The following is a 14219-nucleotide window of genomic DNA, read 5'->3' as shown; positions in this document are numbered from 1 at the left end:
CAACTTGCAGATGCGTTGGCTGCGTTCGTACACCCCATCACATAGTTATCTATGCTCCTGGGGCTGTACTCACTTGCCGCCTTCCTGCAAGCTGAAATCCTTAGGGGAAAGCTGTGAGATAAAAAACCGGTGCAAATAAGACACCGGTTTTTTTATTTGCGGTACAGCACCTTGATGATGTGATAACCAAACTGAGTGTGCAGCGGGCCGGTTGGCTCCAGCTCCGGGCAGGAGAAGACGACTTTATCAAACGCCGGCACCATCTGACCCTGGCGGAATTCACCTAAATCGCCGCCGCGTTTGCCTGACGGGCAGATCGAGTGCTTCTTCGCCAGTTTGCCGAAATCGGCGCCGTTTTTAATTTGCTCCAGAAGATCCAGTGCCAGCTTCTCTTCTTTAACCAGGATATGCAGTGCTGCTGCCGTTTTTGCCATGATCGTACCTTGAGTGAATGGGGGATAAATCAGGGCGCAATAGTAGCATGGGCTAGCGGCGATAGAGCACCTTAATGATGTGGTAGCCGAACTTGGTTTTGACCGGTCCATATGGCTTGAGCAGCGGGCAGCTGAAGACCGCTTTATCAAACGGCCCGACCATAACGCCTTGATTAAACTCCCCAAGATCGCCGCCGTTGCGTCCTGATGGACATTTCGAATAGCGCTTTGCCAGGTGATCGAAGCTGACGCCACGTTCTAGTTTGGCGAGGATCTCGTGCGCCAGTTTCTCTTCTTTAACCAGGATGTGCAGGGCTGCTGCGCTTTTTGCCATTATGGTGTTCTCAGTCGCAAAGATATCCCGTTACTTTACCACCCGCTTTGGCCGTGGACCTATACTCTTCGCCATCGCGGGACAGATGTCTCGCCTGATAAACGGAAGCGGGAGATGAGCAACACTTTTATCCGGCGTATTCCCTCTGGTCGGGGACAGCCGTCCTGTCCTTATAATCCTGGAGCGAGATAACATGGATACAATGAAAAAACCTGAATTTTCAGTTGGCTGGCTTTCGGGGCTGAGTGAGATCGTGAGCGATCCACAGCTCTATGAATTACTAAAATATTGTCCCCTCGAGATCATGCAGCGCTGGCGCTTCGAAGAGATCCCGCGCGGCGATTTTATCTGTCGACAGGGGGAGGTGTGTCAGCGCTTTTCGCTGATTATCGCCGGTGAGGTGGATGTTTTCTACGAGGCTGAAGATGGGCGCCGCTATCGCCAGGCCCGCTACCGAAAAGGCGATATGGTGGGCGAGCTCGAGATATTTGAGTCGCGTCAGTACATCTGCTCGGTGGCGGCGGTGGGACATGTGCAGCTTCTCAGCCTGTCACAGGAATATTTCTGCCGCTGGCTGGCGTTAGATAACCATTTTAACCAGCGGATGCTGCGCTTCTTTAGCCAGCAATATTACCAGCTGTCGAAAAAGGCCAGCAGCGACAATCTTTATTCGTTGCATCAGCGGGTGTGCCAGGCCCTATGGCTGCGTTATCAGCAGGATGGCGCCAATGAAATCTTGCTGGATAAGCAGAATCTCAGCCAGGAATTTGCGGCGACGACCCGCAGTATTAACCGTATTTTGCATGATCTGAAAGCGCTACAAATTATTGATACCGATGGTGAACGCATTGTGTTGTTAGCTCCTGAAAAACTTAAACAGGAGGCTGATATCGGATAACCGCAAGAGTGAAGGAGGCGCGAGTATGTCGCTGCAACCCCATATCCAGTTAAACAAAGAGATGACCGGCGCGCGGTACGCGCTGCTGCCGGGCGACCCCCAGAGGGTCGACCGTATCGTCAGTTTTCTTGATAATCCCGAGCCGCTCGGTCAGAACCGGGAGTTTCGCGCCGCACGCGGCTGGTATCAGGGCGTGGAAATTTTGGTGCTCTCCACCGGAATCGGCGGCCCCTCCACTGCGATCGCCATTGAAGAGCTGCGCCAGATCGGCGTTACGACCCTGATTCGTATCGGCAGCTGCGGCGCCCTGCAGGATAATCTTGCGCTCGGCGACGTAATTATCGCCCACGGCGCGGTTATGGATGACGGCACCAGCCGAACCTATGCGCCGGCAGGCTATCCGGCCTGCGCCGACCCGCAGCTGACCTGGGAGCTGATGGCGCAGGCGCGGCAAATGAATATCCCCGCCGCGTGCGGACTGGTGCGCAGCCATGACAGTTTTTATACCGATCGCGAGGCGGAGCTGGATGCACAGTGGTCGGCGCTTGGCATTCTGGGGGCGGATATGGAAAGCGCCGCCCTGATGACCATCGGCGCGCTGCGCGGGTTACGTACAGCCTCATTGCTCAACGTAGTGGTTGCCCACAACGGTTGCCTGGATAGCAGTATCAATGATTATGTTCAGCAGGAGGCTCTGTGCCAGCAGGGCGAAGAACGGCAAATTACTCTGGCGCTGCGCGCCATTTATTCCGCTAGCCAGCAAGGAGGTTTATGATGGACTTTTTTAGCATTAACAATGTGATGGTCAATATTCCTCTCGGCGAAGGCGGCTATGCGCTATCGTGGATTGAAGCCATCGGTACCGTATTCGGCCTGCTGTGCATCTGGTGCGCAAGCCGGGAAAAAATCATCAATTATCTGTTTGGCCTGATTAACGTCACGCTGTTTGCGGCCATTTTCTTCCAGATTCAGCTCTATGCCAGCCTGCTGCTGCAGGTATTTTTCTTCGCCGCCAACATTTACGGCTGGTACGCATGGAGCCGGCAAAACGAGGCGCAGGAAGCTACGCTCAAGGTTCGCTGGCTTTCCCGTCAGCAAACGCTGGCGCTGGGCGCCGTTTGCGCGGTGGCGATCGTGCTGATGACGCTGTTTATCGATCCGGTGTTTGCGATGCTGACCCGCATCATGATTGCCCTGCTGCAAACGTTCGGCATGCAGGTGGCGATGCCCGACCTCCAGCCCGACGCCTTCCCGTTCTGGGATTCCACCATGCTGGTGTTGTCAATTGCCGCCATGGTACTGATGACGCGTAAGTTTGTCGAAAACTGGCTGCTGTGGGTCGTTATCGACGTGATTAGCGTGGTTATCTACGCGGTACAGGGCGTTTACGCAATGTCGCTTGAGTATGTTCTGCTGACGGCTATCGCGGTCATGGGCTCATACAGCTGGATCAAGAGCGCGCAGCGTAATGGCTATGCGCCGCTTGCCGCCGCCGGATCCTGATTTAGCGATTTACAGGCTGCCTGAAAGGGCAGCCTGTTGCTCTCTGTGCCCCTCTTTCTGCTACAATCCCCACCCCGTTCGAAGATTGAGCAAAAGACTCCCATGCGTTTAAACCCTGGCCAACAACAAGCCGTCGAATTCGTTACCGGACCGTGCCTGGTGCTGGCGGGTGCCGGTTCCGGTAAGACCCGCGTTATTACCAATAAAATCGCCCACCTGATCCGCGGCTGCGGCTATCAGGCGCGCCATATTGCGGCAGTCACCTTTACCAATAAGGCGGCGCGCGAAATGAAAGAGCGCGTCGGGCAAACGCTGGGGCGCAAAGAGGCGCGCGGGCTGATGATTTCCACCTTCCACACGCTGGGGCTGGACATTATCAAGCGCGAATACGCCGCGTTAGGGATGAAATCAAACTTCTCGCTGTTCGACGATACCGACCAGGTCGCGCTGTTAAAAGAGCTCACCGAGGGGCTGATCGAAGACGATAAAGTGGTGCTTCAGCAGCTGATCTCCACGATCTCCAACTGGAAAAACGATCTGAAAACACCTTCTCAGGCCGCCGCCGGCGCGAAAGGGGAGCGGGATCGGATCTTCGCTCACTGCTACGGCCTGTACGATGCACACATGAAAGCCTGCAACGTACTCGATTTCGACGATCTGATCCTCCTGCCAACGCTGCTGCTGCAGCGTAACGAAGAGGTGCGGGAACGCTGGCAGAATAAGATCCGTTATCTGCTGGTGGATGAATACCAGGACACCAATACCAGCCAGTACGAGCTGGTAAAACTGCTGGTGGGACAGCGGGCGCGCTTTACCGTGGTCGGCGATGACGATCAGTCGATCTACTCCTGGCGCGGCGCGCGGCCGCAGAACCTGGTACTGCTAAGCCAGGATTTCCCGGCGCTGCAGGTGATCAAGCTGGAGCAAAACTACCGCTCATCAGGGCGCATCCTGAAGGCGGCGAACATCCTGATCGCCAATAATCCGCACGTTTTCGAGAAGCGCCTGTTTTCCGAACTGGGCTATGGCGTAGAGCTGAAGGTGCTCTCCGCCAATAACGAAGACCATGAGGCGGAGCGCGTTGCCGGTGAACTCATCGCTCATCACTTTATTAATAAAACCGCCTATAAGGATTACGCGATCTTGTATCGCGGCAACCATCAGTCGCGGGTTTTTGAAAAGATGCTGATGCAGAACCGCATCCCGTACAAAATTTCCGGCGGCACGTCGTTCTTTTCCCGCCCGGAAATTAAAGACCTACTGGCCTATCTGCGCGTGCTGACTAACCCTGATGATGACAGCGCCTTCATGCGTATCGTCAATACGCCAAAGCGCGAGATCGGTTCGGCGACCCTGAAAAAGCTGGGCGAATGGGCGATGGGACGCAATAAAAGCATGTTTACCGCCAGCTTCGATATGGGTTTGACCCAGACGCTGAGCGGACGCGGCTACGAGTCTTTGACCCGCTTCACCCACTGGCTGCGTGAGATTCAACAGCTTTCCGAGCGCGAGCCGATTGCGGCTGTCCGCGATCTGATCCGCGGCGTGGATTATGAATCCTGGCTTTATGAGACCTCGCCCAGCCCGAAAGCCGCCGAGATGCGGATGAAAAACGTCAATACGCTGTTCACGTGGATGACCGAAATGCTCGAAGGCAGCGAGATCGATGAACCGATGACGCTTACCCAGGTCGTTACCCGCTTTACCCTCCGCGACATGATGGAGCGCGGCGAGTCGGATGAGGAGACGGATCAGGTGCAGCTAATGACGCTTCACGCGTCAAAGGGGCTGGAGTTTCCCTACGTCTATCTGGTTGGTATGGAAGAGGGGCTGCTGCCGCACCAGAGCAGCATTGATGAAGACAACGTCGATGAAGAGCGTCGCCTTGCCTACGTTGGTATCACCCGCGCGCAGAAAGAGCTGACTTTTACCCTGTGCAAAGAGCGCCGTCAGTACGGCGAACTGGTGCGGCCAGAGCCGAGCCGTTTTCTGCTGGAACTGCCGCAGGATGATCTGATTTGGGAGCAGGAGCGCAAAGTTATTTCGCCGGAAGAGCGCATGCATAAAGGGCAAGCGAACGTCGCCAACATCCGGGCGATGCTGGCGAAAGCGCGTAAATAGCGGCTAGCGGCCGTTGCCCTCTCGACGCTGGAACTGGCGTAGCTCTTCGCGATTCGGAGCGCCGTCTGAACCAGGTTTGCTGACAACAATGGCCGCCACTTGATTGCCCAGCCGCGTTGCCTGCTGCAGATCCATCCCGCAGGCCAGCCCGGCGATAGTACCGGCACAGTGGCTGTCTCCTGCGGCAATCGTGTCGTGAACCTGTACACGGTAGGCCGGAATATGCTGCGGTTGCGCGTCAGGTTCAACCACCCACGCGCCATCCTTATCAAACCGACAAATTGCTCGTAGCTGCCAGTCGCTGGCGAGCCGAGTGGCGTCGTCAAGCGTGGCGCCATCCCGATCGTATAAACGCGCGCATAGCACCCTAAGTTCATCGCGATTAAGGGTGAGAACGGGGCGTTTGCGCAGCAGCGTCTGAATAAAGCGAATATCCAGATCGCCCAGGCGTGGGCCAAAATCGACAAACAGCGTTTTATCTTCTGCCTGGGCAAGGAGCCACTGGCGCAGCGCTTCGCTGGCCAGTTCGTAGCCCGAGACGTAAATAATCGCGTCATTCGGCAGCGGTATTTGCGCTAATAGTTCATCAGTCCAGTGCTGTTCGCAGCCCTCAATGGTGATAAACGTCCGCTCTTTGTCGGCTTCAACAAGAGCCAGACACCAGCCGTTATCGTGGGTGGGGTGACGCAAGAGGACGGGCAAGTTTTCCAGCGCCATTTTTTGCGCAACGGCCTGCCCCCAGTCGCCATTGCCTACCGGTATGGCGTTAACGGGAAACAACTCGAGGCGCGAGAGCGCACGGGCGACGTTAAACGCGCAGCCGCCAATCTGCCGTCCGCCGTCGCGCGCGGGGACATCGCTACCGCTTTGCGGCAGCGCATCGAGATGGAGAATTATGTCGCCAAAAGCGGCGCCGATCACCACGATCGGCCGCCGCGGCGATAGCTGGTCAGCGCTGATTGTCACGGCTGTCCCCCTTTTTTGGTCCGAAGACAAGATAGAGCACCAGGCTCAGAATAAAAGAGACGAATAACCCGAGGCTGGAGTCCGCGAAAATGCCGACCGCGAAAGGTCCGTCGATAAACCCGGTTTTAGAGACCATCAACCCCGCCAGCGCGCCGACAATCCAGCAGCCCAGCGCGGTACGGTTGGCACCGCTTTCTCTGAACAAATCAGCTTCAGAATAGCCGACACGGCGGCGCATCCGATAAAAATCGACCATAAAGATGGCGGCCCAGGCGGCAAGAAATACGCCGCAGAAAATCAGAAACGCGATGAACGGCCCGAGAAAATCTTTCGAGACAAACAGCACGTAGAGGGCGATCCCCAGAACCAGCACGGCATCAATGGCTACGGCGGAACGCTGCTGCAGTTTAATTCCCATGCTTAGCAGGTTAAGGCTGGCGGAATAGAGACTCAGCACGGCGATAGTCACAACCCCGGCGGTAGCTGCAGCTAGATAGGGGATTGCCATCCATGAAGGCAGCAGTTTACCGATCGCTGAAATGGGGTTTTCGCTGGAGGCCAGATCGGGGATTTGGGCGGTGAGCAGTATTCCGGTCAGCATTAGCAGCAGCAGGGGAAGGGCTGCGCCGCTGACAACGGCGAGGAAAATCCCCTTTTCGCCGGAGTCAGGGCGCTGATCGCGGCTATAGTCGGCGCCGGCGATCGCGCAGCTGATGCCGGTGCCCGCGGCAATAATAGAGACCGCCGGTAGAAAGCCCGTCAGCCAGCTACCTGACGGCAGCGCGAGTATGGCCTGCCAGTCCGCGGTGAAGAGCAGATAAATGACGACCAGCAGCGTCATGGCGCCAAAGATGCGGGTGATCCACTTTTGCATCATCAGCACGGCATTTTGGCCGAGCACGCTAACCAGCACGGTCAGGCCGCCAAACAGAAAAAGCGACAGCGCGGTGGTGGTCAGGCTCTCTTCAAAACCCATGGCGGCAAACAGCGCAACGAGGGTGAGCGTACCGGTAATGATATTGACCGACTCCCAGCCCATCAGGTTTACCCAGCAGAAGCTGGTAGGTGCAATGTTGCCGCGCTTGCCAAAAATGACGCGTGAAAGCGTCAGCGTCGTGGTGCGGCCGATTTTTCCGGCGATACTGGTGACGCCGACCAGTGCAAAGGAGGCGACGCCCGCCACGGCGGCAAGAATCGACTGCCAGAAGGAGAGGCCGAACGATACAATGACGGCGCCGTAAACGACGCCAAGAATGCCGATGTTTGCGGCGCACCAGACGAAAAATAGCTGGATCGGTTTTTGGGTCTGGTGGACCGGGGGGACCAGATCAATCCCCAACTCCGCCATTCCGGGATCTGCTGTCTGGATATTTCCATCGTATGAAGCTTTGCTGTCCATATTGATGCCCTCTGTCAATTAAGCGAAGCGGTATCCTGCAAGCCGCTGTGCGTAAGGCGCGAAGTCTATGCTATTGGCCCGATTAATCTGTTGGATATGTTCCTCAGGAAACGCCTCTATGCCATGAAGCGCGCCGCAGATGGCGGTTGCCATCGCGCCTATCGTGTCGGTGTCGCCGCCTAAATTGGCCGCCAGCATAGCGCATTTCATAGGCTGCGTTTTTGCCAGCTCGACCAGCGCAATCGCCGCGGGGACAGACTCGATAATATCCATTCCGGCGCCGATATCCTCATAAATACGTTCAATTCCTGTCAGATGGTCGGTTTCGTTGGCGATCGTGGTCAGCGCGAGATTAATTCGGTTACCGAGAAGTGGACTAAAAGTGGACTCATACTGGCGCTGGGTTTCATTGGCGAGCGATGCCAGCTCCGTTTTAATTAACAGCCATCCGGCTCCTTCAATGGCGCGACTGACCGCCCAGGCGATAACTACCGCGCCGGCGATGGCGATATCTGATTTGTGCGTCGGCAGGCAGGAGAGGCGAACTTGCTCAACGAAAAATGCCTTATTCCGGGTCGGTAGCAGACAGCCCATGGGCGCCACGCGCATTGCCGCACCGTTGGTCACGCCGTTGGCCGCGATCTCATCGAGCGCTTGCCCCTGTTCAAGCGCCAGCAGGGAGGCCTTCGAGGTTGGGCCGAGAATATTTTTTTCAAAAGCCTGGCAGCGTCTGGCCCATAGCAGAATATGCCTGGCAATAGCCAGTGGATCGGTCACGCCGTTAGTTTCATTCAGGGCATCCATTAGTGCGATGCACTGATGGGTGTCATCGGTAAACTCTGCGGCGCGAAATTCGCAGGCCGCAATATTCTCTTTCGGTCCAGGAAGGAAGCGTTCAATCCAACCAAAGTGGTTGATAATGCGGCGTTTAGGCCACAGTTCGGAAGGCATGCCCATCGCATCACCGATGGCTTGCCCGTAAAGACAGCCAAGGATGCGGCTTTCGGCGGTATTAGTAGGGCGAATATCAGACATCGTCGACTCCCGGAAACAAGTGAATAAAAGTTATCCTAAAAATAGATCCAGATTAAGTCCAGTTAAAGTCCTTTATGGTCATGCTGTGATCGCAGGCGCATTCTGCAAGAAAAATGCGGCGCTCAAAAGGGCGGGGAGACGTTATGATGGGGCTACTAATTCCAGTATGGATCCACTAGGATAAATCCACTGCTACTAAATTCCGGAAGGCCACGAAACGATGTCGCAACCGTTGCTTGAGTATATAAAAGGGCGTCTGAATGCAGAGGCCCCCGCGCCGCTTTATATTCAACTTAAACAAGCCATTGAAGCGGCAATGACGGAGCGGCTGCTGACGCACGGCAGTATTTTGCCCTCCGAACGTAAAATGTCGCAGACGCTTGAGCTCTCGCGCGTGACGGTGGTGAAGGCGCTGGATGCCCTGCTGGAAGCCGGGCTGGTGATTAAGCGTCACGGAAAGGGTACCGAGGTCAATTTGCCGGTAAGCTATAACCTTGCCAGCGGGGGATTTTCTGCCCAGCTGCAAAATTCGGGGACGGTATCTAACCGATGGCTGGTGAGGGAAAAACTGGCGGCGGATGATTTTTTGGCTCGTGAACTGGAGATCGCCGTCGGCGATCGGGTGGCGAAAATAAAACGCGTGCGTTTAGTCGATGCGCTTCCGGTCTCCATCGAAACCATGTTTATTCCCGAGCGTTTTTTACCCCGTCCGGATCTGCTTGAAGGGTCGCTGTACGCGCACTGGGCTGAAAATAATATTTTTCCCGATCTCCAGGACTACTCACTCACGGTACATATCCCTTCCGGCGAAGAACTGAATTTGCTCGACCTGCCGCAAGGCGTGCCATTGATGAAAATTACGCTGAAAAGTCGTAATGCTCAGGGAGAGGTGCTTGAGTACGGTACTGCATTTTGCCTGAGCAATTACTTTAACTTTGATTTCCGGGTGAAACTCCAGTCTGCGTCTGGCGGCAAACCGGGCAGCGCTCACAAAAAAGACGCGTAACACCAGCATCCGGGCGATGCTGGTAGCATAGCGTTCAGGCGATCAACTGTTGCCAGGCGGCGGAGAAGGGCATCACCAGCAGTAGCGATGGCAGCATGTTCGCCGTCGGAAAAGCGCGAATCCCGCAGAGTCGAAAGCCCGTTGCCAGCATGATGATGCCGCCGCAGGCAGTAAAATCCGCGATCATTGTAGGGGTGATTAACGCCATAATAACGCTGGCGGCGAAGAAGAGGATCGCGAATACAATAAGCTGGGGCACAAAGATAACGGCGATGATGTACCCCAGCGCGGAGGCAAAAATAGCTGCGGTGAAAAAGTCGAGAATGGATTTGGTGAGCAGTATGGTCGCATCTCCTGTCATACCTTCGGTTAATGCGCCAAAAATACCGGTTCCGCTGGCGCAAAACAGGATCAGTACGGCGATAAACTGATTAGTGAAATCCTGGGGATCAATATCGGCACTGCCTTTGCCGGGAAATACTTTCTCAACGGGGCCCCGAAGCTTTATACCAGCATTTTCGATAACTTTTTCGATATGCAGCAGGCTACCGATAATGGTGCCGATGATGACAGCCAGGGCAATGGGCGGGAGATTCATCAGCTTATTGAGAAAAAACACGCCCATGCTAATAGAAATTAACCCGGCGATTAAAGGTAAGGTCTTTTTTAAATGTTCGGGAATAAATCGATTGAGTGATGCGCCAAAAATTGCGCCGACAAGTAGCGAGCCACTGCAAACAAAGATTCCTACCGGCATGATATATTCTCCATAATTGAAAGGGCCTGTTGTCAGGCCCTTTCATTAATACAGGATGGAATTATTTAATGTTAAATACGCGGCTGGCATTACCCCAGGCGATTTTATTCTTCAGTTCACTATCCATTTCCAGAGGATCGAACCAATCACAGGCCTGATGAATATCTTCATACGGATAATCGACGGAGAACATCACGCGATCCGGACCCATAATAGCTAGCGCATTTTGCAGAGAGTAGGTATTAAAATGGCCGCTGGTGGTGACGATAAAGTTATTCTGCAAATAGTGCATTAACGGTTTTTCTGCTTTGCCCAGGCCGCAGCCGAAACGCTGACGATAGAGACGGTGTTGGGTGCGTGGCAGCATATGAACCAGGCCTTCGCCTAAGTGACCCAACACCAGATTCAGATTGGGATAGCGATCGAACAACCCGCTCATCATCAGGCGAATCGCATGAACCGCGGTTTCCTGGGCAAAGCCCCAGGCGGATCCGATCAGGCTTTCATAACCGGTGTAGATGCCGCGCGCCGGGCCTTCTAAGGGCTCACGCGGATGCAGATAAACGGGAACGTTCAGTTCGTTGACTTTATCCCAGAATACCAACATTGATTCATCATCCAGGTACAGACCGTGCTCGTTATCCTTGACGTTGGTGTAACCGTTAATCAGCGCGCCTTTCATGCCCAATTTTTTTACCGCACGTTCCAGTTCTTCGGCCGCAGCTTCGGGGTTTTGTAATGCCAGAGTAGCGAATGCGCTAAATTTATCCGGATTAGGTTTAACATAATTCTCGATGATGTAGTCGTTGGTTTCGCGCGCAAAAGATACGGCTGTGGCTTTATCCAAAATAGATTGGGCGCCAGGGGAAGTTAGAGAAAGAATAACATGGTCGATATTTCTCTGGGCCATTTCATCCAGTTGATAGCTACGATCTAATAAGCGGCGCTCAACGTCCATCATATATTCAGAACCGTTTCTTGAGGCTTCACCCGCAGAGTCCCAAAGGCTGTTGTTTTTAGGTGTTGAAACGTGTTCTTCTAACGCGATTTTACCACGCATACTTTATTCCTCTATTTGGTTTTAATATGACCTGATGCGAGGAGAATAGGATTTTTTACGTACTGGCAGCAATACACAGAATGCAATACAGGGTATCAGAAAAGCTAATACAGCATGACCTCCGGGAGCCGGAAAATTAATAGGGAATTTTGCTACTGCCGGTAGTGGGTAAGTTTACGATCAGCGACCGCAACCAGATGTGCCCGGGATCGCGGTGCAGACGCTGATGCCAGACCTGGCGAATAGCAATTTCCGGCAGCGAAAATGGCAGCGGCCAGCTGCAGCAGGGATAGCGAGTAATAATATGATTTGCCAGCTGCTCGGGGACGACGGCAATTAATTCACTGCCCGCAACCAGCTCGCCTGCGCCTAAAAAGCTGGGAAGAGTGAGGGCGATGCGTCGCGGCATACCGTACTCGTTAAGTAATCTATCGATATCTCCATGCCCGGTCCCGTTGACGTGAACGGCCAGATGCTTTTCCTGGCGCCAGTTCTCGGCGGTAAACGCGGCTCGGATCCGCGGATGGTTTTCTGCTGTCAGGCATACGTAGGATTGATCAAACAGGCGCTGCTGGTAAATGTTATCCGGTAGCTGCCTAAGATAGCCTATAGCTAAATCGCACTTACCAGACTCAAGCGCGCCCAATGTTTGATCGTCGATATTCAGCACCGAAATAGTAATGCCTTCGGCGTTAAGCTGCTGTAGCTGTGCCTGCAACGGCGGCAACAACGTCATCTGGCTGATATCAGTCATGCCGATAGTGAAATTACGTGTGCTGGTTTGGGGGGTAAATTCAGGGTTGCCAGGGAGCTGGTTATCGACCAGTTGAAGAATAGTAAAAACGGTCTGAGCAATATCATCTGCGCGCGGCGTGGGCACCATACGCTGTCCGATTCGCACAAACAGGGGATCGTCGAAATGCTCGCGAAGTTTTTTCAACAATAAGCTGCCGGTCGGCTGGCTGATATTAAGCGCTTCGGCGGCGGGAGAGACATTGCCCAGACGGAAGAGGGCGGAAAAAAAACGCAGCGATTTGAAGTCCAGTTCTTCTCGCATGATACTCCCCTGATTGGGCTATATTGCTGCGCTATCCTCGATAATCTGCAGCGGCCAGTGAACGTAGCTCTGCCACTGGCACTCCTGCTCGACCATTTCCCGACCCAGAGGATGGTTTTCCAGCCATCCCTGCGGCAGGGTCAGCGTCAGGCGCTCATCTTCAGCGGCCAGCGTCATCATCGGCAGCAGATCGTCGCGTCGGCGGTTGGCAAATAAAATAGCCAGGCGCAGCAGACGGCACATATGCTCAGCGACTCTCGGCGGCACCGCGTTCTGTTGATGAATGGAAGAAAGATCGACGGCGTTGGTTTGGTTTAACAGCAACGTCGCCAGCAGCTTCTTTTGCGCGGGGGTAAAGCCGGGCAGGTCCAGGTTGCGCACCAGCCAGGCGGCGTGCAGCGGCGCCTGTTTGTACTCCACGCTCAAACCGATTTCATGCAACTGGCAGGCGCTTTGCAGCAAATCAAAGCATAACGGCTCAATTTCCCAGCTCTTTTCTACCTGATGAGCGAAATGGGCGGCTAACTGAGCAACGCGCTGTGCCTGCTCGGTATCTACCAAAAACCGGCGCTGAATATTGCGTAAGGTACGGCTGCGAATATCCTGATCGACCGACAGATGCAGCATGCCGTAAACGAGGCCTTCGCGCAGTGCCCCGCCCGCGAGAGTCATGCACTGAATATTGAGCTCGCTGAAAATGGCAATCAGAATCGCCAGGCCGCTAGGAAAGACGAGCGCGCGTTCAAGCGTCAGGCCTTCAATTTCGAGCTCTTCCAGACGTCCGCACTGAATCGCGCGCTGTTTGAGCTGCTGTAGCTTGGCTAAGGTGATGCGTTCATCCATCCCCTGCGCCATCATGATTTCCTGTAACGCCTGCACGGTGCCGGATGCGCCGACGCACACTTTCCAACCGTGGTAGCGCAGAACATCGGCGACGGGGCGCAGCACTTCACGCGCAGCGGTTTCGGCCTGGCTAAAGTTCTCTTTGGTCAGGCTGCGATCGGCAAAGTAGCGTTCCAGCCAGGTCACACAGCCCATCGACAGGCTGAAAAGCGAGGTCGTTTGCGCACCGGTGCCGGTAACCAGTTCGGTACTGGCGCCGCCAATATCCACAACCAGACGCTGATCTGCACCGCCGGTTGTATGGGCCACGCCCTGATAAATCAGGCGTGCTTCCTCTTCACCGCTGATAACCTGCACCGGGCAGCCGAGAATGTCCCGCGCTTTCTCCAGAAACTCGCCGGCGTTCACCGCCAGCCGCAGCGTCGCGGTAGCCACCACGCGGGTTTGCGCCGGAGGAATATCCTGCAAACGCTCGGCAAACAGGCGTAAACATTGCCAGCCGCGTTCCATAGCTTCCGCAGAGAGCGTGTTGTCGCTGTTCAGGCCTGCGGCCAGACGTACTTTGCGTTTGATGCGACTCAGGGTCTGGATGCTTCCGGCCACCTCGCGTACAACCAGCATATGAAAGCTATTAGATCCCAGATCGATAGCGGCATAGAGCGAGGTGGAACTCATACACTTCATCTTTCAAACTGCCTCTGTGTTGGCTGCGTTCTCTGTACCCGAATCGCTGACCAGCGTCAGCTTGTTGCGATTCGCTTTCTTGCGGCCTTGATGCTGCTTGAACGATTTTGTGTATGGCATAT

At 54.8% G+C, this 14219-nt stretch carries 14 protein-coding genes; 5 read left to right on the top strand and 9 right to left on the bottom strand.

The features are described 5' to 3' along the window. Nucleotides 1–152: 152 nt before the first annotated feature. Nucleotides 153–434, bottom strand: coding sequence for a peptidylprolyl isomerase PpiC (ppiC, locus tag ACSIPU_RS26320; RefSeq protein WP_004107616.1), 282 nt, complete (start codon nt 432–434; stop codon nt 153–155). A 52-nt stretch (nt 435–486) separates the two neighbouring features. Continuing rightward, nucleotides 487–768, bottom strand: coding sequence for a peptidylprolyl isomerase PpiC (gene ppiC, locus ACSIPU_RS26315; RefSeq protein WP_016808199.1), 282 nt, complete (start codon nt 766–768; stop codon nt 487–489). Nucleotides 769–961: 193 nt separating this feature from the next. On the opposite strand from ppiC (ACSIPU_RS26315), the gene ACSIPU_RS26310 reads away from it, so the two are divergent. From ACSIPU_RS26310 to rep, 4 genes are all read left to right on the top strand, one after another. Beyond that, nucleotides 962–1666 carry a Crp/Fnr family transcriptional regulator gene (locus ACSIPU_RS26310; protein ID WP_004107618.1) on the top strand — a complete coding sequence of 235 codons (705 nt, stop codon included), beginning with the start codon at nt 962–964 and terminating at the stop codon, nt 1664–1666. Nucleotides 1667–1691: 25 nt separating this feature from the next. Then, complete coding sequence (locus tag ACSIPU_RS26305) at nt 1692–2441, top strand: nucleoside phosphorylase (RefSeq protein ID WP_004107619.1); 750 nt, start codon at nt 1692–1694, stop codon at nt 2439–2441. Continuing rightward, on the top strand, nt 2441–3169 hold the full coding sequence (pnuC, locus tag ACSIPU_RS26300) for a nicotinamide riboside transporter PnuC (RefSeq protein ID WP_017145186.1): 729 nt from the start codon (nt 2441–2443) through the stop codon (nt 3167–3169). Before ACSIPU_RS26305 ends, pnuC begins: the two co-directional genes overlap by 1 nt. A gap of 102 nt (nt 3170–3271) precedes the next feature. Next, nucleotides 3272–5290 (top strand): DNA helicase Rep, encoded by a 2019-nt coding sequence (rep, locus tag ACSIPU_RS26295; RefSeq protein ID WP_016808201.1) that lies wholly within the window; start codon nt 3272–3274, stop codon nt 5288–5290. 3 nt (nt 5291–5293) lie between these two features. Here the strand turns inward: rep and ACSIPU_RS26290 are convergent, their stop codons facing one another. The 3 genes from ACSIPU_RS26290 to ACSIPU_RS26280 are packed head-to-tail and all read right to left on the bottom strand — an operon-like array spanning nt 5294 to nt 8690. Beyond that, complete coding sequence (locus ACSIPU_RS26290) at nt 5294–6256, bottom strand: PfkB family carbohydrate kinase (protein WP_196558226.1); 963 nt, start codon at nt 6254–6256, stop codon at nt 5294–5296. Then, the gene (locus tag ACSIPU_RS26285) at nt 6240–7655 is read right to left on the bottom strand and encodes a purine-cytosine permease family protein (RefSeq protein ID WP_435322442.1); all 1416 of its coding nucleotides are present in this window, start codon (nt 7653–7655) and stop codon (nt 6240–6242) included. The genes ACSIPU_RS26290 and ACSIPU_RS26285 overlap by 17 nt, the downstream gene beginning before the upstream one ends. An 18-nt stretch (nt 7656–7673) precedes the next feature. After that, entirely contained in the window at nt 7674–8690 is a 1017-nt protein-coding gene (locus ACSIPU_RS26280; protein ID WP_049591422.1) for an ADP-ribosylglycohydrolase family protein, read from the bottom strand. Nucleotides 8691–8910: 220 nt separating this feature from the next. On the opposite strand from ACSIPU_RS26280, the gene ACSIPU_RS26275 reads away from it, so the two are divergent. Next, the gene (locus tag ACSIPU_RS26275) at nt 8911–9696 is read left to right on the top strand and encodes a GntR family transcriptional regulator (protein WP_004107628.1); all 786 of its coding nucleotides are present in this window, start codon (nt 8911–8913) and stop codon (nt 9694–9696) included. A gap of 34 nt (nt 9697–9730) precedes the next feature. On the opposite strand, the gene ACSIPU_RS26270 is transcribed toward ACSIPU_RS26275, so the two are convergent. The 4 genes from ACSIPU_RS26270 to gppA all read right to left on the bottom strand — a co-directional run bounded on the left by ACSIPU_RS26270 (nt 9731) and on the right by gppA (nt 14097). Next, complete coding sequence (locus ACSIPU_RS26270; protein ID WP_024274878.1) at nt 9731–10453, bottom strand: DUF554 domain-containing protein; 723 nt, start codon at nt 10451–10453, stop codon at nt 9731–9733. A gap of 61 nt (nt 10454–10514) precedes the next feature. Continuing rightward, nucleotides 10515–11513, bottom strand: coding sequence for an amidohydrolase family protein (locus ACSIPU_RS26265; protein WP_004107630.1), 999 nt, complete (start codon nt 11511–11513; stop codon nt 10515–10517). A 136-nt stretch (nt 11514–11649) separates the two neighbouring features. Then, nucleotides 11650–12570, bottom strand: coding sequence for a LysR family transcriptional regulator (locus ACSIPU_RS26260; protein ID WP_196558224.1), 921 nt, complete (start codon nt 12568–12570; stop codon nt 11650–11652). Between the two features lie 18 nt (nt 12571–12588). Continuing rightward, entirely contained in the window at nt 12589–14097 is a 1509-nt protein-coding gene (gene gppA, locus ACSIPU_RS26255) for a guanosine-5'-triphosphate,3'-diphosphate diphosphatase (protein ID WP_160887375.1), read from the bottom strand. Nucleotides 14098–14219: the final 122 nt, after the last annotated feature.

The sequence above is a fragment of the Klebsiella sp. HN106 genome, assembly GCF_051209435.1.
GTDB classification, from domain to species: domain Bacteria; phylum Pseudomonadota; class Gammaproteobacteria; order Enterobacterales; family Enterobacteriaceae; genus Klebsiella; species Klebsiella oxytoca.
This window is presented reverse-complemented; position numbering and strand designations above follow the sequence as displayed.